20 protein-coding genes are annotated in these 20,810 nt (G+C 71.1%); 3 read left to right on the forward strand and 17 right to left on the reverse strand.

Annotated features, from left to right (window positions below; all coding sequences use genetic code 11):
• The first annotated feature begins 116 nt into the window (after positions 1 to 116).
• Positions 117 to 1,199, forward strand: a complete 1,083-nt coding sequence (locus BJY17_RS05605) for a GNAT family N-acetyltransferase (RefSeq protein ID WP_179550486.1) — start codon at positions 117 to 119, stop codon at positions 1,197 to 1,199.
• A gap of 59 nt (positions 1,200 to 1,258) precedes the next feature.
• Here BJY17_RS05605 and mutM read toward each other — a convergent pair whose 3' ends face one another.
• From mutM to BJY17_RS05655, 10 genes are all read right to left on the reverse strand, one after another.
• A complete protein-coding gene (gene mutM / locus BJY17_RS05610; protein ID WP_179550487.1) occupies positions 1,259 to 2,182 on the reverse strand; it encodes a bifunctional DNA-formamidopyrimidine glycosylase/DNA-(apurinic or apyrimidinic site) lyase in 924 nt (307 codons plus the stop codon).
• A gap of 1 nt (position 2,183) precedes the next feature.
• Complete coding sequence (rnc, locus tag BJY17_RS05615; RefSeq protein ID WP_179552733.1) at positions 2,184 to 2,867, reverse strand: ribonuclease III; 684 nt, start codon at positions 2,865 to 2,867, stop codon at positions 2,184 to 2,186.
• A gap of 55 nt (positions 2,868 to 2,922) precedes the next feature.
• On the reverse strand, positions 2,923 to 3,126 hold the full coding sequence (gene rpmF / locus BJY17_RS05620) for a 50S ribosomal protein L32 (RefSeq protein ID WP_022891802.1): 204 nt from the start codon (positions 3,124 to 3,126) through the stop codon (positions 2,923 to 2,925).
• Between the two features lie 2 nt (positions 3,127 to 3,128).
• Positions 3,129 to 3,596 carry a YceD family protein gene (locus BJY17_RS05625; protein ID WP_307836947.1) on the reverse strand — a complete coding sequence of 156 codons (468 nt, stop codon included), beginning with the start codon at positions 3,594 to 3,596 and terminating at the stop codon, positions 3,129 to 3,131.
• Positions 3,597 to 3,709: 113 nt separating this feature from the next.
• The gene (locus tag BJY17_RS05630; RefSeq protein WP_179550488.1) at positions 3,710 to 6,037 is read right to left on the reverse strand and encodes a transglutaminase family protein; all 2,328 of its coding nucleotides are present in this window, start codon (positions 6,035 to 6,037) and stop codon (positions 3,710 to 3,712) included.
• Entirely contained in the window at positions 6,027 to 7,448 is a 1,422-nt protein-coding gene (locus BJY17_RS05635; RefSeq protein WP_179550489.1) for a DUF58 domain-containing protein, read from the reverse strand. Before BJY17_RS05635 ends, BJY17_RS05630 begins: the two co-directional genes overlap by 11 nt.
• Before the next feature lies 1 nt (position 7,449).
• Positions 7,450 to 8,454, reverse strand: coding sequence for an AAA family ATPase (locus BJY17_RS05640; RefSeq protein WP_246303663.1), 1,005 nt, complete (start codon positions 8,452 to 8,454; stop codon positions 7,450 to 7,452).
• A complete protein-coding gene (gene coaD, locus BJY17_RS05645; protein ID WP_074258702.1) occupies positions 8,451 to 8,942 on the reverse strand; it encodes a pantetheine-phosphate adenylyltransferase in 492 nt (163 codons plus the stop codon). Before coaD ends, BJY17_RS05640 begins: the two co-directional genes overlap by 4 nt.
• Before the next feature lie 51 nt (positions 8,943 to 8,993).
• Complete coding sequence (locus tag BJY17_RS05650; protein ID WP_179550490.1) at positions 8,994 to 11,252, reverse strand: ATP-dependent DNA helicase RecG; 2,259 nt, start codon at positions 11,250 to 11,252, stop codon at positions 8,994 to 8,996.
• Positions 11,249 to 12,055, reverse strand: a complete 807-nt coding sequence (locus BJY17_RS05655; protein ID WP_179550491.1) for a tetratricopeptide repeat protein — start codon at positions 12,053 to 12,055, stop codon at positions 11,249 to 11,251. The genes BJY17_RS05650 and BJY17_RS05655 overlap by 4 nt, the downstream gene beginning before the upstream one ends.
• Positions 12,056 to 12,198: 143 nt before the next feature.
• Here BJY17_RS05655 and BJY17_RS05660 point away from each other — a divergent pair, with 143 nt between their 5' ends.
• Positions 12,199 to 12,792 carry an RsmD family RNA methyltransferase gene (locus BJY17_RS05660; RefSeq protein WP_179550492.1) on the forward strand — a complete coding sequence of 198 codons (594 nt, stop codon included), beginning with the start codon at positions 12,199 to 12,201 and terminating at the stop codon, positions 12,790 to 12,792.
• Here the strand turns inward: BJY17_RS05660 and thiL are convergent.
• A complete protein-coding gene (gene thiL / locus BJY17_RS05665; protein WP_179550493.1) occupies positions 12,762 to 13,772 on the reverse strand; it encodes a thiamine-phosphate kinase in 1,011 nt (336 codons plus the stop codon). The genes BJY17_RS05660 and thiL overlap by 31 nt on opposite strands.
• Positions 13,773 to 13,844: 72 nt before the next feature.
• On the opposite strand from thiL, the gene BJY17_RS05670 reads away from it, so the two are divergent.
• Positions 13,845 to 14,360 (forward strand): DUF3515 domain-containing protein, encoded by a 516-nt coding sequence (locus BJY17_RS05670; RefSeq protein ID WP_179550494.1) that lies wholly within the window; start codon positions 13,845 to 13,847, stop codon positions 14,358 to 14,360.
• Between the two features lie 13 nt (positions 14,361 to 14,373).
• Here BJY17_RS05670 and BJY17_RS05675 read toward each other — a convergent pair whose 3' ends face one another.
• Genes BJY17_RS05675 through leuC form a run of 6 tightly spaced genes read right to left on the reverse strand, consistent with a single transcriptional unit; the run spans position 14,374 to position 20,743 of the window.
• Positions 14,374 to 15,462, reverse strand: coding sequence for a D-alanine--D-alanine ligase family protein (locus BJY17_RS05675; protein ID WP_179550495.1), 1,089 nt, complete (start codon positions 15,460 to 15,462; stop codon positions 14,374 to 14,376).
• The gene (locus tag BJY17_RS05680; protein ID WP_179552736.1) at positions 15,362 to 16,453 is read right to left on the reverse strand and encodes an NAD(P)H-dependent glycerol-3-phosphate dehydrogenase; all 1,092 of its coding nucleotides are present in this window, start codon (positions 16,451 to 16,453) and stop codon (positions 15,362 to 15,364) included. The genes BJY17_RS05675 and BJY17_RS05680 overlap by 101 nt, the downstream gene beginning before the upstream one ends.
• A gap of 52 nt (positions 16,454 to 16,505) precedes the next feature.
• Positions 16,506 to 17,282 (reverse strand): lysophospholipid acyltransferase family protein, encoded by a 777-nt coding sequence (locus tag BJY17_RS05685; RefSeq protein ID WP_322789760.1) that lies wholly within the window; start codon positions 17,280 to 17,282, stop codon positions 16,506 to 16,508.
• A gap of 7 nt (positions 17,283 to 17,289) precedes the next feature.
• Positions 17,290 to 18,660, reverse strand: a complete 1,371-nt coding sequence (murA, locus tag BJY17_RS05690; protein ID WP_179550497.1) for a UDP-N-acetylglucosamine 1-carboxyvinyltransferase — start codon at positions 18,658 to 18,660, stop codon at positions 17,290 to 17,292.
• A complete protein-coding gene (gene leuD, locus BJY17_RS05695) occupies positions 18,657 to 19,277 on the reverse strand; it encodes a 3-isopropylmalate dehydratase small subunit (protein ID WP_179550498.1) in 621 nt (206 codons plus the stop codon). Before leuD ends, murA begins: the two co-directional genes overlap by 4 nt.
• A 2-nt stretch (positions 19,278 to 19,279) precedes the next feature.
• A complete protein-coding gene (gene leuC, locus BJY17_RS05700; protein WP_179550499.1) occupies positions 19,280 to 20,743 on the reverse strand; it encodes a 3-isopropylmalate dehydratase large subunit in 1,464 nt (487 codons plus the stop codon).
• Positions 20,744 to 20,810 lie beyond the last annotated feature (67 nt).

Below are 20,810 nucleotides of genomic sequence, written 5' to 3' on the forward strand. Positions count from 1 at the left end.
CGAGGTTCGGGCCCGCGCCGCGCACGCGCGCCGCCCGCCGAGCGATCCGATCTTGTCGCCGGGAGACGCTGCCGATATCCTGATCGGCTGCCCACCGGGCGGCGAGGAGGCTCGGAATGACACTCGACATTCGACCAGTTGCGATTCCGGAACGCCTCGGCACGCCCGAGGCCGAGGAGTTCGAGGCGTACGTCGAGGCCACTGCGGTGGCCGACGAGTCGGTCTGGGGCCACCGTCGCTTCTCGTACGACGCATCCGAACTGCTGCCCGAGTTCCTCGATGACCGGTACACCGGCCGTCGTGCGTTCGCCGCCTGGGAGGCAGGGCGCTGCGTCGGTCGCGCCGACGTGACGTGGGAGCGGAGCGACGGCGCCCGCGCCGCCGAGATCACGGTCGGGGTCGCCGCCGACCAGCGACGACGCGGCATCGGCAGCGAGCTGCTGCGCCATGCCGAAGCTCACGCGCGGTCGATCGGACGCGAGGTGCTCGTGGGTCGCTCGGATGTGCCCGTCGCCGGTCTCGACCTCCCCGGCGCCCGTCTCGAGGCACCCGACGGCACCGGATCGATCCCGGCGGCCGATCCCGGGGCCTCGTTCGCGACCCGCCACGGCTATCGCCTCGGCCAGCTCGAACGCATGAGCGGGCTCACCGTGACGGGCAGGTCGGCGGAGTTCCGGTCGATGCTCGCCGATCACCTCGCCGCACGCGACGAGGTCGCCGCGGGCTACCGACTCGTCGGCTGGATCGACCGGGCTCCGGAGGAACTGCTCGACTCCCTCGCCGTTGCCCACGCCTCGATGTCGACGGACGCGCCCGCCGGCGGCATCTCCTACGACGAGGAGGCGTGGGACGCCGATCGGGTGCGGGCCGAGGAGACCCTGGCCCTCGCGGGCGGCCGCATGACGCTCGCGCAGGCCGCCATCGCTCCCGACGGTGCGGTCGCCGGGTTCACGGAACTCTCGCTGCCCGCCGACTCGATGGCCGTGTTCCAGTGGGACACCATCGTGCTCGGCCCCCACCGCGGCCACCGCCTCGGCATGCTGCTGAAACTCGCCAACCTCGTGCGGCTCGGCGAGACCGCGCCCGAGCGCACCGACGTCTACACGTGGAACGCCGACGAGAACGACCACATGCTCGCGATCAACATCGCGCTCGGCTTCACGGTTCGCGGGCTGAGCGCGGAGTGGCAGCGGCCCTGACCCGAGGTACGCGGGCTACCGCGCCCGTTGACCTTCGGGTTGCGCAGACCCGCACCGCGTCACCGCCGCCGCTGGCACCTCGGGCAGAAGTGCGATCCGCGGTTCATGAACGCCTCGCGCACCATCGGCGTGCCGCAGCGCGGGCAGGGCTTGCCGGCGCGCCCGTAGGCGTTCAGCGAGTGCTCGAAGTAGCCGGATGCCCCGTTGACGTTGACGTACTGGGCGTCGAAGCTCGTGCCGCCCTCGGCGAGCGCCTTGCCGAGCACCTCTCGCACGGCGCCGAGGAGCTCGCGAGCGCGGCGGCTCGAGAGCGACGACGCGGGCTGTTCGCCGTGCAACCGCACGGCCCACAGCGACTCGTCGGCGTAGATGTTGCCGATGCCGCTGACGACGCCCTGGTCGAGCAGCACGCGCTTGATCGCCGTGCCGCGTTTCGCGAGCGCCGCGAAGAACGCGCGCTCGGAGAACGCCGGGTCGAGGGGATCACGCGCGATGTGGGCGACCTGAGACGGCACCAGTCGCGCCCACTCCCCCGTGACGCCGTCGGAGAAGCCGCCGATCTCGCCGTCGGACGTCGGCACGAGGCGGTCGATCGCGAGCGAGCCGAAGATGCGCTGATCGACGAAGTCGACGCGCAGTTCGCCATGCTCGGCATGCTCGAGGTGCAGTCGCACGCGGGCATGGGCATCGTCGCCCGGATGATCGGGCGTGCGCAGCAGCATCTGCCCGCTCATGCCGAGGTGGCCGACGACAGCTCGCCCGTCGCGCCGCTCATCACCTGAGAGGGGCAGCCAGAGGAACTTGCCGCGGCGCACGGCCGCGTCGATGCGGGCGCCCGTCAGCAGGGTCTCGAAGTCACCGGATGCCGCGTCGTGCCGCTTCAGCGAACGAGGCTCGAGCACCTCGACCGCCGAGACCACGGCCCCGGTGACGGCGGGCGCGAGCCCGGCGCGCACCACCTCGACCTCGGGCAGTTCGGGCACGTCAGGCTGGGTTGAGCAGGGTCCAGGCCTCGAGCGCGGCGGCCATCTCGGCCTGCTTCTTGCTCGATCCCTCGCCCGAAGCCTCGACGAGGTCGCCGACGGTCACCGTGGCGACGAAGTGCTTGTTGTGGTCGGGTCCGCTCTCGGCGACCGTGTAGACCGGTGCCGTGGCTCCACGGCGAGCTGCGATCTCCTGCAGGCTCGTCTTCGGGTCCATGGCCGCGCCGAAGCGCGCGGGGTCCTTCATGAGCGGCGCGACGAGGCGCATCACGAGCTCCGTGGCGGTGTCGCCACCGGCGTCGAGGTACACCGCGCCGATGATCGCCTCGACCGTGTCGGCGAGGATCGACGGCTTGTCGGCTCCGCCGGTCATGGTCTCGCCACGACCGAGCCGGATGAATCGACCGACGCCGATGGTGCGACCGACCTCGGCCAGCGCGACACTCGAGACGAGGCTCGCCCGCCGCTTCGCGAGTTCGCCTTCATCGAGGTCGGGGTGGTCGCGGAACAGCTTGACCGTCACGGCCTGCCCGAGGATCGAATCGCCCAGGAACTCCAGGCGCTCGTTGGTCGGGATGCCGCCGTTCTCGTACGCGAATGACCGGTGCGTGAGCGCGAGCTGGAGCAGGGCGGGATCGATCGAGATCTGCAGGCGTTGCTGCAGCTCTTCGAGCGCATGATCCACTGCCCCGTTGAGCTCCGTTCGCGTCACGACCGGTCGTTCGGGTGTCTGGGGCCGACTAGACGTCGGCGACCTTGCGGCCCTTGTACTCGAGGAAGAGCGGGGTGCCCGCCGAGTCCTCGACGACCTTGGCGCGGTGAGGAAGGCTGTAGGTGACCTTGCCGTTCTCGACCGTCTTGACCAGGGTGGGGACCTCGGCCTTCCACTGCGCACGGCGCATGTGGGTTCGGGCGCGTGACTTCTTCCGCTTCGGAACAGCCATGACTATCTCTCTTCTCTCTGCTGGTCGGCGCCGGATGCGTCATCCGGGCCGCTGTCTTCGGAAGCCTGGAACCCTGCGAGCGCGGACCATCGTGGATCGCTGTGCTCAGGGGTGACGAGTTCCGGATGATCGGCCAGTCGGAGCCCGGTCTCGAGGTCGAGTCCCGGGCAATCCGGTCGGCACACCGGCTGGAACGGCAGTGCCAGCACTACCGCATCTCGGATGAGTGGTTCAAGATCCACGTGGTCGTCTTGAACCTCATACTCGATGGCTTCCCCAGAATGATACCCGAAGAGTTCTTGGAACTCGACTTCGACGGGCAGCGCGATGTCGATGAGGCATCGGCCGCACTCCCCCTCGGCCACCGCGTCGACCTCTGCGGTGACGAGGATGCCCTCGTGCACCGACTCGAGTCGGACGTCGATGTCGAGCTCGGATCCGGCGCGAACGGCGACGAGTCCCTCGCCCATCTGGTCGCCGGCGGCGATGGAGAAGGGGTGCTCGCGCATCTCGCCGGGACGGTTGACGAGGTCGCGGACGTTCACACGGAACGGGGAATACTTGATGGCCACGATCGACGAGTCTACGCGCCGACGGATGGGCGTTCGCCGAACGCCCGGCGTGCGGTGTCGATGAGCGAACGTGGCGCGAGCACGGCCCGCGCGCGCACCGCCGGTGCCGCATCGGCGAGGAGGGCTGTACGCACGGTCGCGAGATCGCCGAGCAGCGCGGGGGCCGCCGCCGCCGACACGATGTCGGGACCGTACCGTTCGCGTTCGACGGCGTCGCGGAGTTCGAACAGTGCCGCCCTCGCCTCGGCACCTCCGAACGTCTCGCGCTCGACGACCGATGCTGCGAAGGCGCGGGCCGTCTCAACGGCCTCGCCCCCTGCCCCGAGATCACGAGCCGTCGCGATCACCTCGTCCCACGCGGCATCCGCGGGCCGTTCGCCCTTGGTGATGCGTCGTCGGCGCGTCCATCGCTGCCCGAGGCGCAGCATCGCCGGCAGGAGGAGCACGAGCAGCACGACGAGTGCCACCGGCACGCCGCGCTGCCACCACGCGTTCGCCGTGGCGCCGCCGCCCGCCTGGCCTGCGAGCCCGCGGTCGGGGTCGAGCTCGGGGCGACCGCTCGCGCCGGGGGTGACGGGTGCCGTGCTCGGCGCCGCGGCCCCGGTGCCGTCGCCTGCGCCGGGTCGCGAGTAGTCGGGCACGCTGCCGCGACCCGGAGTCGGCTCGAACGGTACCCACCCGACGCCCTCGAAGTAGAGCTCGGGCCACGAGTGCAGGTCGTGCGAGTCGACCTCGATGCGCTGCACGCCGTCGACGCGCTCCTGCGTCGGAGACCCTTGCGTGTACCCGAGCGAGATGCGCGAGGGGATGCCGATCTCGCGTGCGAGCACCGCCATCGTCGACGCGAAGTGCACGCAGTAGCCCGACTTCGTCTCGAGGAACTTCGCGATCACGTCGAAGCCGCCGCCGTCGTAGCCCTCGGCGACCGGCGCCTCGGTCGAATAGTCGAACTGGGAGGAGCGGAGGAAGGACTGGATCGCCACCGCGGCGTCGTAGCGGGAGGCGGCGCCCGCGGTCACCGTCGACGCCGTGTCGGCGATGATCGGCGGCATCTCGTCGGGCAGCGCGAGGTTGCCCTCGAGCTCCGTGGGCACCTCGGTGCTCGCCTCGCGCAACTGTGCGACCGTGGGGTCCACCTCGAGGCGAGTGGCCGTGTACCGCTGCCCACTGGTATTCGTGTCGACGCTGCGCACCGAGAGCGACCCCTCGTCCCAGAACCAGGAACCGTTGAGCCCCTCGATGCGCGAGGTGGGGTACGGCACGGGGAGCCAGGTCGTGCGCACCTCGTCGACGATGATCTCGATCGGATGCTCCGTGGTCTCGACCTCATCCGAGAGGCCCTGGGGCCTCGGCATCGCATCGACCGTGTTGTCGCCGTCGACGGCCTGCTTGCTGGCACCCCACACCTCGCCCTCGAACTCGTCGAGCGTGAGCAGGCTGAAGTACGGCCGGTCGGCCTCGCGCGCGAAGTAGTGGAAGGCCGGGCGCGCCTCGGGCCGCCGCAGGTCGCGCCCCAGGTCGATGAAGGGACTCACCCCGCGGCCGAACAGCGTGCCTTGGCTCTGCGACCCGAGCAGCAGGCTCGACGAGATGCTCGGCGTCGACGCGGCCAGGATGGACGCGGTGAGGAGACCGACCGCGGCGAGACCGAGCGACGCGCCGAGCGTCGAGACGATGGGCACCCGGTTCGGCGGCACGACCGTCGCGGCGTCGTCGCCCTCGGCTCCGGCCGCGAGGCGCGCTCGTCGCCGCACCCGCACGTCGACCCTGAGGAGCAGCAGGTACGCCGCGGCGGTGAGCACGAGCGCCGGCGCCTCAGCGCCGGCCTCGATGATGAAGCCCGGCACCACGACGGGCACGAGTGCCGGCACCGCGGCGAGCGCCGGCACCCTGAGGGTCTGCACGAGCACGTCGACGACGAAGGCGAGCAGCCCGATGCCGAGCGCGAGGGCGAACAGCAGCGGCGGCACGGGGATCGCCGGCACCGACTGCTGTTCGATCGTGCGCTGGGCGCCCGACATGAGGTCGCCGAAGGCCTCGAAGGTGCCCTGCGTCGGGATGACGAGGGCGATGCTCGTGGCCCCGCCGAACACGAGGGTCAGGAGGGCGAGGAGCACGACGAGTTCGAGCACGGGCACGAGCGAGGCGGGCGTGCGCAGCGCGCGCAGACCCGTGCCGGCGAACAGCACGCCCCCGGCGATGAAGGCGCAGAGCCACCACCACCCGCTGCCCGCGATGAGCGGGCCGAGGGCCATCGCCGCGGTGACGAGCAGCAGGAAGGACGCGGCGGTGAGGGCGAGCCGCTGGGCGCGCGACAGGGGAACCGGATCAGGGCGCATCGGGCGCTCCGGGTACGACTGGGCCGCGACGCGCGGCAGCGTCGCGCGGAGCAGCGGGCTGCACGCGAGTCGTGCCCGACCACGCCGCCGGGATGTCGGCCGCCCGGCGCACGCGCACGACGCGCCAGTCGGCCTTCTCGAGCAGATCGATGATGCGGCCGGACACCGCTTCGGTCGCGAAGGCCACTGCGGGTTCGATGCCCGAACGCATTGCGACGAGCGAGCGGGCATCGTGTTCGTCGGGGTCCACGAGCACGGCGAACCCCGGCATGCGGGCATCGCGGCCGCGCGAGCCCGCGGTGTGCGCCCGCGTGTTCGACGCGGGGCGCGCCCCCGCGGAGCCGGTGGGTCCGTCGAGACGGGCGAGGTCTTCGAGCATCAGCCGATCGCCGCCGGGCATGCGGTAGCCCGCACCCGAGTCGCCCGCGGCGAGGCCGCGCTCGGTGTCGTCGAGGCGGTCGCAGCGCACGCGGTACCCGTGCTCGAGCAGGTGGATGCCGATCGACGCAGCGACCTCGACACCGAGTTCGAAGCCGAAATGCGGCCCGTCGTCGCCGTCGCGCCGATGGCCCGCCGGCTTCGCGCGTCCGGCGAGGGTCGTGTCGAGGATGATCCGCGCCTCGGGGTCGCCGCGCTGCTCCTCTTCGCGCACCATGAGCTCGCCGCGCCGGGCGGTCGCCGCCCAGTTCACCCGCCGCATCGGGTCGCCGTAGCGGTACTCGCGAGCGATGAGCTCGTCGGAGTTCGGGTGGGTGCGCAACTGCAGGCCGTTGAGCACGCCGTCGACGCTCGCCGCCGAGCCGAGCGCGGCGTCGAGCGGCGTCACCCGCGGCGTGACCACGACCTCGTGGGCGGCCCCGATGTCGCGGTCGACCCGGGCGAGCCCGAACGGATCTGCGATGCCGACGCGCAGCGGGCCGATCGGGTAGACCCCGCGTCGAGGGGTCCGCAGCCGGTACTCGACGCGCACCGTGTCGTCACCGGAGGGCAGCATCGACTCGTAGGGCCCCATCGCGGGCAGGATCGCCTCGGGCGCGGCCGTGAGCGTCGACGGCACCCCGTCGCGCCAGTGCGCCCCGTCGAACGTTCGACGCGAACGGTTCTTGATGACGAGCGCAACCCGGGTGGAGGTGCCGGCCTCGACGACCGGCGGGGCGAATCTGCGGGTGACCCCGAGGCTCGGCTTGCGCATGGCGACGAAGAGGGCGGCCACGGCCGGCATGGCGATGCCGACGAAGGCGAGCACGAGCACGTCGCGCGAGTCGAACCAAAGCGACACCGCGAGCAGCGCCACCCCGACGATGACGAGCGTGGCACCCCGGCGAGTGAGCCGCGGCCAGGTCGCGATTCGAGCGCTCCGACCAGTGAGTCGCGGCGATGTCGCGATTCGAGCGGAGCGGGGGCGCCACATGTCAGTTCCTTCGCGCGCTGCCGACCGGAACCGGCGTCTCCCCCACGATGCGGCGCACGATGGCGTCGATGAGCGGCCCGCTGTCGCGGTCGTGCGCCCCGACCGCACGGCTGGTCGGCACGAGCCGGTGCGCCAGCACCGGCACCGCGAGGGCGTCGACATCGTCGGGCAGCACGAAGTCGCGGCCGTGCATGGCCGCGTGCGCCTTCGCTGCGCGGATGAGCTGCAGCGTGGCTCGCGGACTCGCGCCGAGCCGCAGCTGCCGGTCTTCGCGCGTGGCCCGCGCGAGGTCGACGGCGTACTCCTTGACCGGCTGCGACGTGAAGACGTGCTGCACGGCCTCGATCATGCCGCGGAGCTCGTCGAGGTCGACGACCGGCTCGAGCGCGTCGAGTGGGCTCGACGTCTCTCGGGTCGAGAGCATCGCCAGCTCGTCGGCCGACGACGGGTAGCCCATGGAGATGCGGGCCATGAAGCGGTCGCGCTGCGCCTCGGGCAGCGGATAGGTGCCCTCCATCTCGACCGGGTTCTGCGTCGCGATGACGGTGAACGGCGGCTCGAGCCGGTAGGTCGTGCCGTCGGCGGTGACCTGTCGCTCCTCCATGCACTCGAGCAGCGCCGACTGCGTCTTCGGGCTCGCACGGTTGATCTCGTCGCCGATGACGATGTTGGCGAACACCGGCCCGTGCTTGAACTCGAAGCGCCGGCTCGCCTGGTCGAACACCGAGACGCCGGTGACGTCGCTCGGCAGCAGGTCGGGCGTGAACTGGATGCGGCTGACCGTCGCGTCGACCGAGCGGGCGAGGGTCTTGGCGAGCATCGTCTTGCCCACGCCGGGCACGTCTTCGATGAGCAGGTGGCCCTCGGCGAGCAGCACGGTGAGCGCGCTCGTGACCGCCTCGCGCTTGCCGGCGATGACCGCCTCGACGTTCTGCACGATGGCGGCGGCCCGCGCACCGACCTCGTCGATGCCCATCTTCGTCGCGACGGCGGTCGTCTCGGTCATGGCGTCATCGCCGCCTGGAGGTACTCGGCCACCGCCGGCGGCACGTACGGCGCGACGTCGCCGCCGAGCGCGGACACCTGACGCACGAGCGAACTCGACACGTGCGCGTTCGCCGGGTCGGGGAGGAGGAACACCGTCTCGACCCCCGCGAGATGGCGGTTGACGATCGCCATGGGCGTCTCGTAGGCGACGTCGAGCTGCGATCGCACGCCCTTCACCAACACGGAGGCGCCGACGTCGGTGCAGTAGTCGACGAGGAGGCCCATGCTCCACGAGGCCACGACGATGCGACCCTGGATGCCAGCTTCGGCGATCGAGCGCTCGATGAGCGAGACCCGCTGCGCGATCGGCAGCAGCGCCGACTTGTCGGGGTTGTGCACGACGACGACGTGCAGCTCGTCGTAGAGCCCGGCGGCCCGTTCGATGACGTCGAGGTGGCCGCGCGTGACGGGGTCGAACGATCCTGGGACGACGGCGATCCGCTGCATACGCAACAGCGTACTGCCCGTTCCGCCTCGCGCGAGGGGCTGTGGAGAGTCTCAGCCCTTGCTCAGGTATCCGCTGGTCTCCTCGTCGAGCCGGCGGCGCACCGCAGCGGCGAGCGCCGGGTGCGCAGCGAGCCCGTCGCCGCCGTCGAGCACCTCCTGCGCCATCTCGCGAGCCTCGGCGATGAGGTCGCCGTCACGCGCGACCTTCAACAGCTTGAGCGACGAGCGACCTCCGGATTGCACGGCACCGAGCACGTCGCCCTCCTGCCTCAGCTCGAGGTCGGCCTGGGCGAGTTCGAAGCCGTCGAGCGTGGCGGCGACGGCCTCGACGCGCTGCAGGGCGAGCGACCCTGGCACGGCCGACGTCACGAGCAGACAGAGGCCGGGCACCGAGCCCCGGCCGACCCGGCCGCGCAGCTGGTGCAGCTGAGAGACGCCGAACCGGTCGGCGTCGACGACGACCATGGCGCTCGCGTTCGGAACGTCGACGCCGACCTCGATGACCGTGGTCGCGACGAGCACGTCGATCTCGCCGGCCGAGAACGCGCGCATCGCCGCGTCCTTCTCGTCGGCCGACATCCTCCCGTGCAGGGGTGCGATGCGCGTCTCGGCGAAGCGGGGGTGGGCGCGCAGCTCCGCCAGCACGGCGACGACGGATGCCACGGGCGCCGCGGCATCCGCTCGGCCGTCGGCGTCGCCGTCGCTCGACGCGACCTCGGCACGGCCCTCGGGCCCCTCATCTTCGACGACCTTCGCCTCGATGGCGGGGCAGACGACGAACGCCTGCCGCCCGAGCGCGAGCTCTTCGGCGAGCCGCTCCCAGATTCGCGGACGCCAGGTCGGCCGGATCGCGAGCGGCACGACCTGCGAGGTGATGCCGGCGCGGCCGGCGGGCAGCTCGCGGATGGTCGACACGTCGAGGTCGCCGAACACCGTCATCGCGACGGTGCGCGGGATCGGCGTGGCGGTCAGCACGAGCACGTGCGGCGGACTCTGCCCCTTCAGCCGGAGGGCCTCGCGCTGCTCGACGCCGAAGCGGTGCTGCTCGTCGACGACCACGAGACCGAGGTCGGCGAACGAGACGTTGTCGCCGAGCAGCGCATGCGTGCCGACGACGATGCGGGACTGGCCCGCAGCAGCGCGCAGGAGCGCCTTCTTGCGCTCGGCGAGCGGCAGTTGGCCCGTGAGCAGCGTCGGCACGAGTTCCGCCGCCAGATCGGGCCCGAGCATCTTGGCGATCGATCGCAGGTGCTGGCCGGCGAGCACCTCGGTCGGAGCGAGGAGCGCCGATTGGCCGCCCGAGTCGGCGACGGCCAACATCGCGCGGAGCGCCACGACCGTCTTGCCCGAGCCCACCTCGCCCTGCACGAGCCGGTTCATCGGCACCGGCTCGCCGAGGTCGTGCGCGATCTCGCCGCCGACGTCGAGCTGGTCGCCGGTGAGCGTGAACGGCAGGGCCGCGTCGAACCGCTCGAGGAGGCCCCCGGGCACGGGCTGGCGCGCGGCGGTCGTGTGCGTGCGCAGCTCGGCCCGACGCTCGAGCAGCGCCGTCTGCAGCACGAACGCCTCGGTGAAGCGAAGCGTGCCGCGCGCGCGCTTCCAGTCGCCGTCGCGCTCGGGCCGGTGCACGAGTTCGAGCGCCTCACGATGCGCGAGGAGCGACTTCGCGGCGCGCACCGAGGCGGGAAGCGGGTCGTCGAGCGGGGCGAGCCCGTCGAGCACGAGCTCGATCGCCTTCGCGATCTGCCAGCTCGCGAGCGTGCTCGTCGCGGGGTAGATCGGGATCGGCGCCTCGGCCCAGCGCTTGGCCGCCGCATCGCCGGCCTCGAGCGGCGTGGCGTCGTCGAACAGCTCGTAGTCGGGGTGTGCGAGCTGGCGCTGCCCCTTGTAGTCGCTCACCTTGCCGGCGAAGATGCCGCGACGACCGGGCCGGAGGTCGGCGGCGCGCCAGCGCTGGTTGAAGAAGGTGAGCGTCAGCACGCCCGTGCCGTCGGTGATCTTCGCCTCGACGATCGAGCCGCGGCGAGCGCGCATCGACCGTTCGCCGACCTCGATCACCTCGGCGATGATCGTGATGTTCTCGTCGAGCGGCAGGGTCGCGAGCGCGGTGAGCTCGCCGCGCATGGCGTAGCGCCGCGGGTAGTGCGCGAGCAGGTCGCCGACGGTGCGATGCCCGAATCCGCGCTCGAACGCCTGCGCCGTGCGACCGCCGAGCGCGCCCGACAGCCGGGAGTCGAGGGTGAACGAACCGGGCGCGATCCCGCCCGCGGTCGGCGCGTCGCGCCCGTCGGTGTCGCGCCCGTCGGTCATGGCTCGATCGTAGGCTCCGCCTCCGTCAGCGCGGCGAGCTCCGCCTGCACGTACGGGTCGTCGGGGCGTGCATCCGAGAGCTCGCGCTGCAGTGCGAGCGCCTCGTCGGTACGACCGAGGGTGCGCAGGCACCTGGCGACCGACCAGCGGGCCACGTGGCGCTGTTCGGCGGTGCCGTAGCGGTCGGCGGCGTCGACGGCCTGCTCGAAGTGGGTGAGCGCGCCCTCGGCCCTGCCGCCGTCGTGCATCGTCCAGCCGAGGTTGTTGTGCATCGCGACGCCCCAGCGCAGCAGCCGAGCGTCGCGCACCCCGTCGAGCACGTCGAACCCCTCGGCGGCCCACTCCTCTTCATGCCCCGCGTCGTTCAGCGCGAGCATGTGCAGCGCGTCGAGCACGAGGAACGTCGACCCGGCGAGCGCCGCCTCGCGCACGCCACGGGTGAGCTCGGGCACCGCGTCGGCCGGGCGGCCGGCGGATGCCGCGAGCCGGCCCCGCTCGATCGCCACGCGAGCCCGGAGCTCCGCGGCGTCCTTACCGCCATCGGCGGCGGGAACGCCCGCCGCAACGCTCTCGAGCGCGGCGAGCGCCTCGTCGACGCGGCCCTGGATGCCGATGGCCCTCGCGAGCTGCGTCGCCATCACGGCGCGCAGGTGGGCGGAGTTGCCGTCGTCGTCTGCGGCGTCCCTGAACCGCTCCTCACTGGCTGCGGGGTTCCCGAAATCCCAGAGTCGGTCGATCATCTGCTGTTCGGCGCCGCGGTGTCGGGACGGTTCGGCGGGCACCTGGTCGGTCGAGTCATCCACCCTCCCATCATGGCAGCGCACGGAGGTCGGCCGAGCATGCCGCACATCCACGCATCATGGCAGCGCGCGGAGGGCGGTCGAGCATGCCGCACATCCACGCATCATGGCAGCGCACGGAGGTCGGCCGTTATGCTCGCCTGAGCATGACCCGCATCATCGCCGGATTCGCCGGCTCACTCACCCTCCGGGTGCCGCGCTCCGGCACCCGTCCCACGAGCGACCGCGTGCGCGAGGCGATCTTCTCCGCCCTCGAGGCGCGAGACGCCCTCGACGGCGCCCGCGTGCTCGACCTCTACGCCGGCTCGGGCGCGCTCGGCCTCGAAGCGGCGAGCCGCGGCGCGACCGACGTCGTGCTCGTCGAACGCGCCAAGCCCGCGGCCGAGGTGTGCCGCGCCAATGCCGATGCCTTGCTGAAGGCGGCGAAGGGCGGGCGTCGACCGCACCTCCGCGTGGCGGTGCGCCCCGTCGCCGCGTATCTCGAGACGGCTGCCTCGGGCGTCGACCTCGCGTTCATCGACCCGCCGTACGACCTCGACGAGGTCGCCCTCGCGCGAGACCTCGAGCTGCTCGCGCCCCTGCTGGCAACCGACGCCGTCGTGATGGTCGAACGGAGCTCCCGCTCCCCCGAACCTGCGTGGCCCGCCGGCATCGAACCCGAACGCCGCCGCGACTACGGCGAGACGACCCTGTGGTGGGCGACCACGGCTCAGCCCGACCTGCCGTCCCAGCCCGAGTAGGGATCCCACCCCGTCGAGTCGATCGCGATGCCGTCGACGAAGAGCCGGCCCGCCGTGTCGGTCACGACGCCGATGCGCTCGAACGGTTCGGGCAGCACGGTATCGGCCGGGAAGGTCGCGAGCAGGCCGTGGTCTTCGCCGCCTGCGAGGGCGAGCCGCACATCCGGCCCGAGCGCGCTCGCCGAGAAGTCGATGCCGACCCCGCTCGCCTGGGCGATGCGGCGGGCGTCGCGCGCGAGCCCGTCGGACACGTCGAGCATCGACGTGGCCCCTCCGATCGCCGCGGCGACCCCGGCGGCGACGGGCGGCGACGGCGCCAACTGGGCGGCGACGAGTTCGGGATGCCTGGCGCGCAGCGCCTCGGCCGCGTCGGCGTCGGGTTCGCCAGCGGCATCCGTCGCCTCATCGAACAGCAGGGCGAGACCGCGGGCGGCGTCACCGCGAGCGCCGGCGTGCGCGACGACGTCGCCGGGATGGGCGCCGCTCCGGGTCACCGGCGACCGGCCCTCGAGGTCTCCGAAGGCCGTCACCGCGATCGTCAGCACGGCTGAGGCCGTAAGGTCGCCGCCGACGACGCCGGCTCCCGGGGCGAGCGCCGCGAGTCCCTCACGCAGTCCGTCGGCGATTCCCTCGAGCACCGCGGCGTCGAGCGACGGCGGCGCCGCGATCGCCACCACGAGCGCGGTCGGGCGCGCCCCCATGGCGGCGACGTCGGTCAGGTTCGTCGCCGCAGCCTTCCAGCCGAGCTCGAACGGCGTCGACCAGGCCAGCCGGAAGTCGGGGCCATGCACCATGAGGTCGGTGGTCACCACGAACCGCCCGTCGGCGGCGGCGATCACCGCCGCGTCGTCGCCGGGGCCGAGGATCGCCGCGTCGGCCGGGCGCAACCGCGGCAGGATGCGCGCCAGCGCGGCGTCTTCACCGAGTTCGCCGACGGTACGGGGCAGGGCTGCGGGGTCCGCGCGGTCGGGCTCGTGCATGCCTTCACGCTAGCGTGCGCGCCGGCGACGACGTCCAGCTCCGTTCCGGCTGCTCGCGATAGCCTGAACGGGATGTCCGATTCCTCCGTCGCCCCCCGGTCCCACCCGAGACGCCGCCTGCTCGCCGCCGCCATCGCCGTCGCCTCGACGCTCCTGCTCGCCGGCTGCAGCCAGCCCGTTCCGATCGAGACCGCGCCGCTCGCGAGCGACGCCGCGTGCGCGGCCGTCGTCGTGCGCCTTCCCGACACGCTCGCGAAGGGCACCGAGGCCGAACAGGCCGAGCGCGAGACCAACGCGCAGGGCACCGGCGCCTGGGGCGAACCGGCATCCGTCATCCTGCGCTGCGGCGCCGAGACGCCCGGCCCGACGACCGATCGCTGCGTGAGCGTCAACGGGGTCGACTGGGTGATCGACGAGTCGGATGCCCCGAACTACCTGTTCACGACGTACGGACGCACGCCGGCCGTCGAGGTGTTCGTCGACAACGACGTGGTCTCGGGCACGACCGTCATCACCGAGCTCGCGGCCGCGGTCTCCGTGATCCCGGCCGACGGAGGCTGCACGACGCTCGACGAGACGACGGGCTGAGCCGCAGGGAACGCTACCGGCTGCCCCGCGCGTACCCGCCGTCGATGAGTTCGGCGATGAGGTCGGGGTAGGCGAGCCCCGACTGCTGCCAGCACGTCGGGAACATCGAGATCGGCGTGAAGCCCGGCATCGTGTTGATCTCGTTCACGACGAAGCCCTCGTCGGTCAGGAACACGTCGACGCGCGCGAGCCCCTCGCCGCCGATCGCCTCGAACGCATGGCGCGCGACGCGCTGCAGCTCGAAGAGCTCGCCGTCGCCGAGCTCGGCCGGGCAGATCAGCTCGACGCCGGGGGCGTCGAGGTACTTCGCCTCGAAGTCGTAGAACTCGCGGCCGCTCACGACGACCTCGCCGGCGACGCTCACGCGAACGGGGCTGCCGGCGCCGCCGAGCACGCCGCACTCGATCTCGCGACCGACCACGGCCGCCTCGACGAGCACCGTGCCGTCTTCGGCGAACGCGGTCTCGAGGGCGGCGTCGAGCTCCGACCAGTCGGCCACCTTCGTCACGCCGACCGACGAGCCGGCGCGTGCCGGCTTCACGAACACGGGCAGGCCGAGCGCCTTGGTGCGGCGCTCCCACAGCTCGCGGTTCTCATCGAGCGAGGACCGGGTCAGCGTCACCCACGGCGCGACCGCGATGCCGGCGCCCTCGAGCACCGTCTTCGTGAAGTGCTTGTCCATGCCGATCGACGAGGCGAGCACGCCGTTGCCGACGTAGGGCAGGCCGAGGAGCTCGAGCAGCCCCTGCACCGTGCCGTCCTCGCCGAAGCGACCGTGCAGGATCGGGAAGACCACGTCGATGTCGCCGAGCGAGCGTTCGCCCGCGGCATCCGTGACCTTCAGCTCGCGCGACGACGCGCTCTCGGGCCAGCGCACCCGGCTGCCGTTGTCGACGACCTCGGGCAGGTGCGCCGGGTCGAGCGCGAAGCGGTCGGGGTCGTCGGACTCGAGCACGAACGCGCCGTCATGGGTGATCCCGACCGGGATCACCTCGAAGCGGCTACGGTCGATCGCCCGAAGCACCCCGCCCGCCGTTGCGCAGCTGATCGAATGCTCGCTGGAACGCCCTCCGAACAGCAGAACCACTCTGAGCTTGTCCATCGATCGTCCTTTCGCCCTGAGGCTCGTCGTCTGTTGTGAGGTGCGGCGCGATGTCCTTCGGGTCGAGCGTGCCCGCGAGCACCTGTCGAACCTGTTCGACGATGGGCATGTCGACGCCCATCGCCCGCGCCAGTTCGAGGATCGGCCCGACCGATGCGAGCCCCTCTGTGGTCTGCTGCATCTGATTGACGACGTCGTTCAGGTGGTAGCCCTGGCCGAGCAGCCGCCCGGCCGTGTTGTTGCGCGAGAGCGGCGACTGGCTCGTCGCGATGAGGTCGCCGAGGCCCGCGAGCCCGGCGAGGGTCTCGGGGTGGGCTCCGTAGGCGACCGCGAAGTCGGTCATCTCGACGAGGCCGCGCGTGATGATCGACGCCTTGGTGTTCTCGCCGTAGCCGACGCCGTCGACGATGCCGATCGCGACGGCGATGAGGTTCTTCAGCACTCCGCCGAACTCGGTGCCGATCACGTCGGTATTCACGAACGAGCGGAAGTAGCGGTTGCGCGCAACGGATGCCACGGCCTGGGCCGTCTCGAGGCTCGTCGACGACACGACGGCGGCCGTCGGCTGCTCTTTCGCGATCTCGAGCGCGAGGTTCGGCCCCGAGATCACGGCGATCTGCGCCGGGTCGATGCGCAGCACCTCGGCGATGACCTCGCTCATGCGCTTGCCCGTCGACTTCTCGACGCCCTTCATGAGCGAGACCACGGATGCCTGTGCGTGCAGGTGCGGCGCGATGATCGCGAGGTTCTCGCGCAACGACTGGCTCGGCACCGAGATGTAGACCTGCTCGGCCCCCGCGAGGGCGAGGTCGAGGCGGCTCGTGGCGCGGAGGCCGAGCGGCAGGTTCACGCCCGGGAGGTAGTCGCTGTTGCGCTTGGCCTCCTGGATCTCGCGTGCCAGCTCGGGACGCCGGGCCCACAGCACCACATCGGCGCCGCCGTCGGCGAGGATCTTCGCGAAGGTCGTGCCCCAACTGCCGGCACCGAGCACGGCGACGCGCTTGCCGGTCGCCTTCCGGCCTGCCGCCTTCTTGGCGGGAACTCTAGTCTTCAAGGCGCCCCGTCTCCTTCTGACCGTGCTGCGTCGGATCCCAGCGCGCGGCCGGAGCCGGTTCGCCGCGCACCTCTGCGAGCAGTTCGGCGATCGCGCTCATGAGCTGGTCCGTCGCCTCGAGCAGGTTGCTCTGCGTGAGCGGCTTGCCCCGATAGGCGCTCAGGTCGAGCGGTTCGCCGATGATGACGTCGATGGTCTTGCGGGGGAAGGGGTGGATCTTCTTGCCGTAACGCGGCATGAGTTCCTGCGTGCCCCAGTGGGCCGCCGGGATGAGCGGGATGTCGCGCTCGAGCGCGATGCGCACGGCGCCCGTCTTCCCGCGCATCGGCCACAGGTCGGGGTCGCGGGTGAGCGACCCCTCGGGGTAGACGACGACCATGCGGCCCTTCTCGACGAGCTGCTCCGCCGCGCGGAGCGCCGCGTGGCTCTTGCTGCCTGCGCGCTCGACCGGGATCTGCCCGGAGGTGCGCAGGAGCCAGCCCAGCACGGGGACCTTGAAGAGCGAGGCCTTCGCGAGGAAGCGCGGCGCACGGCCGAGCTTCCACACGGCAGCGCCGATCACGAGCGGATCGATCTCGCTGTAGTGGTTCGGCGCGAGCACGAAGGCTCCCGACTGGGGCATACGCTCCCGACGGTGGAACCGGTAGCGGACCGCGAGACTCAGCGGAGGAAGGGCGATGGCCGCGAGCAACCAGAAGAACGACGGTCGGCGGGTCTCCGAACGCGGCTTCCTGGAACTCGTCGAGATCGTGTCGTCGTGTGGCACTCCCCCATTATCCTTCGAGTTCGAAGTCCGCCCCGAGGAGCTCCAGCTTCGTGATGAAGTTCTCGTATCCGCGAGCGATGATGCCGACGTTCGAGACGGTCGAACGGCCATCGGCCGTCAGCGCCGCGATGAGGTGGCTGAAGCCGCCGCGAAGGTCGGGCACCTCGATGTCGGCACCGGTGAGCTTCGTCGGGCCCGAGATGACGGCGGAGTGCTTGAAGTTGCGCTGACCGAACCGGCAGGGTCGACCGCCGAGGCACTCCTTGTGCACCTCGATCGACGCGCCCATCTCGACGAGCGCGTCGACGAAGCCGAAGCGCTGCTCGTAGACCGTCTCGTGCACGATCGAGACGCCCTTCGCCTTCGTGAGGGCGATCACGAGCGGCTGCTGCCAGTCGGTCATGAAGCCGGGGTGCACGTCGGTCTCGATGATGACGGGCGAGAGCTCGCCGCCGGGGTGGAAGAAGCGGATGCCGTCTTCCTGGATCTCGAAGTCGCCGCCGACCTTGCGGAAGACGTTGAGGAAGGTCAGCATCTCGGCCTGGCGTGCGCCCCCGACGAAGATGTCGCCGTCGGTCGCGAGGGCCGCAGCGGCCCAGCTCGCGGCCTCGTTGCGGTCGAACAGCGCGCGGTGCGTGTAGCCGTCGAGCTTGTCGACGCCCTCGATGCGGATGACCCGGTCGGTGTCGACCGTGATGATCGCACCCATCTTCTGCAGGATGTTGATGAGATCCATGATCTCTGGCTCGATCGCCGCGCCCGAGAGCTCGGTGATGCCGTCGGCGAGCACCGCGGTGAGCAGCACCTGCTCGGTGGCCCCGACGCTCGGGTAGGGCAGCGACACCTTGGCGCCGTGCAGGCCGCCGGGAGCCGACATGCGGATGCCGCTCGGCAGCTTCTCGATGATGGCGCCGAAGTTGCGCAGCACCTCGAGGTGGTAGTCGATCGGGCGGTCGCCGATGCGGCATCCGCCGAGGTCGGGGATGAACGCCTCGCCGAGGCGGTGCAGCAGTGGGCCGCAGAACAGGATCGGGATGCGGCTCGACCCGGCGTGCGCATCGATGTCGGCCATGTGGGCGGTCTCGACGGCCGACGGGTCGAGGATGAGCTCGCCCTCTTCGATGCCCTGCGTCACGCTCACGCCGTGCACCTCGAGGAGACCGCGGACGATGCGGACATCACTGATGTTCGGCACGTCTTTCAGCACGCTCGGAGTGTCGCCGAGGATGGCCGCGACCATCGCTTTGGTGACGAGGTTCTTCGCGCCCTTCAACTCGATACGACCGCGGAGCGGCTTGCCGCCGTTGATCGTGATCTTGTCGACGTTCAACCCGACTGCCGTTCCATGGTTCTTGGCATCCTGCCCGAGTGTGTTCACAGACTCCCTGATTCCGCCGGCTCCCGGATGGGGAGCGTCTTCGGCCGCCACGATTCTCGATGAGACTCGAACTCGGCGATTGCTGCTTCATCTCTGAGGGTGAGCCCGATGTCATCGAGCCCCTCGAGCAGCCTCCATCGAGTGTAGTCGTCGATCTCGAACGGCACCTTCAGCGACCCTACGGTCACTGTTCGCTCAACCAGATCGACGGTGACCTCTATTCCCGGGTCGGCCTCGACGACCTCCCAGAGCCGCTCGACGTCCTCATAGGCGACCTGCGCGGCGAGCAGGCCCTGCTTGCCCGAGTTGCCGCGGAAGATGTCGCCGAATCGCGAGCTGATGACGACGTCGAATCCGAAGTCGCGCAGCGCCCAGACGGCGTGCTCGCGGCTCGAGCCTGTGCCGAAGTCGGGGCCGGCGATCAGCACCTTCACGCCCTGGTGCTCGGGGCGGTTGAGCACGAAGTCGGGGTCCTGGCGCCAGGCGTAGAAGAGCGCGTCGTCGAAACCGGTCTTCGTGACCCGCTTCAGGAACACCGCGGGGATGATCTGGTCGGTGTCGACGTTCGAACGGCGCAGCGGCGCCGCGGTGCCCGTGACGGTGGTGATCTTCTCCATGATCAGTTCCCCTCCCCTTCGGTCTGCAGATCCCAGGGGCTCGAGAGGGTTCCGCGGATGGCGGTGGCAGCGGCAACCAGCGGCGACACGAGGTGCGTGCGGCCGCCCTTGCCCTGGCGCCCCTCGAAGTTGCGGTTCGAGGTCGACGCGCAGCGCTCGCCCGGGGCGAGCTGATCGGGATTCATGCCGAGGCACATCGAGCAACCCGCGAAGCGCCATTCGGCGCCGAAGTCGGTGAAGACCTTGTCGAGGCCCTCGGCCTCGGCCTCGAGTCGCACGCGAGCCGACCCGGGCACGACCATGACGCGCACACCCTCGGCCTTCTGCTTGCCCTTGATGATCGAGGCGAAGGCGCGCAGGTCTTCGATGCGACTGTTGGTGCACGAGCCCATGAAGACGGCGTCGACCGCGATCTCCTTGAGCGGCGTGCCGGGTTCGAGGGCCATGTACTCGAGCGCGCGCTCGGCGGCGGCACGCTCGTGCTGGTCGTCGATCGACGCGGGGTCGGGCACCGTCTCTGAGAGCGAGACGCCCTGACCGGGGTTCGTGCCCCAGGTGACGAAGGGCTCGAGCGTGTCGGCGTCGATGAACACCTCTGCGTCGAACACGGCGCCCTCGTCGGTCGCGAGCGTGTCCCAGTAGGCGACGGCGGCATCCCAGTCGGCGCCCGACGGGGCGTGGTCGCGACCCTCGAGGTACGCGTAGGTCGTGGCATCCGGAGCCACCATGCCGGCTCGCGCGCCCGCTTCGATCGACATGTTGCAGATCGTCATGCGCCCGTCCATCGAGAGCGCGCGGATCGCACTGCCGCGGTACTCGAGCACGTAGCCCTGGCCGCCGCCGGTGCCGATCTTCGCGATGACCGCGAGGATGATGTCCTTCGCGGTGACGCCGGGACGCAGGGCGCCCTCGACGTTGATCGCCATGGTCTTGAAGGGCTTCAGCGGCAGGGTCTGGGTGGCGAGCACGTGCTCGACCTCGCTCGTGCCGATGCCGAACGCCATGGCGCCGAACGCGCCGTGCGTCGAGGTGTGCGAGTCGCCGCAGACCACCGTGATGCCCGGCTGGGTGAGGCCCAGCTGCGGCCCCACGACGTGCACGATGCCCTGCTCCTTGTCGCCGAGCGAGTGCAGCCGGATGCCGAACTCGGCGGCGTTGCGGCGCAGGGTCTCGATCTGCGTGCGGCTCGTCAGGTCGGCGATGGGCTTGTCGATGTCGAGCGTCGGCGTGTTGTGGTCTTCGGTCGCGATCGTGAGATCTGGCCGGCGCACGGGGCGACCCGCCATGCGCAGTCCGTCGAAGGCCTGCGGGCTGGTGACCTCGTGCACGAGGTGCAGGTCGATGTAGATCAGGTCGGGCGTGCCGTCTTCGCCCTGCTTGACCAGGTGCGCGTTCCACACCTTCTCGGCCAGGGTGCGCGGGGCTTCACCCGGCGCGACAACGTTGTTCGTGGGTGCTGCGTTCATGCGTTCGTCTTCCTCAGGTCCAGGGGTCAGCCGACGACAGACTCCGCGGCGGGGAAGGCCTCAGAAC

Source organism: Agromyces hippuratus, assembly GCF_013410355.1.
GTDB classification, from domain to species: Bacteria; Actinomycetota; Actinomycetes; order Actinomycetales; family Microbacteriaceae; genus Agromyces; species Agromyces hippuratus.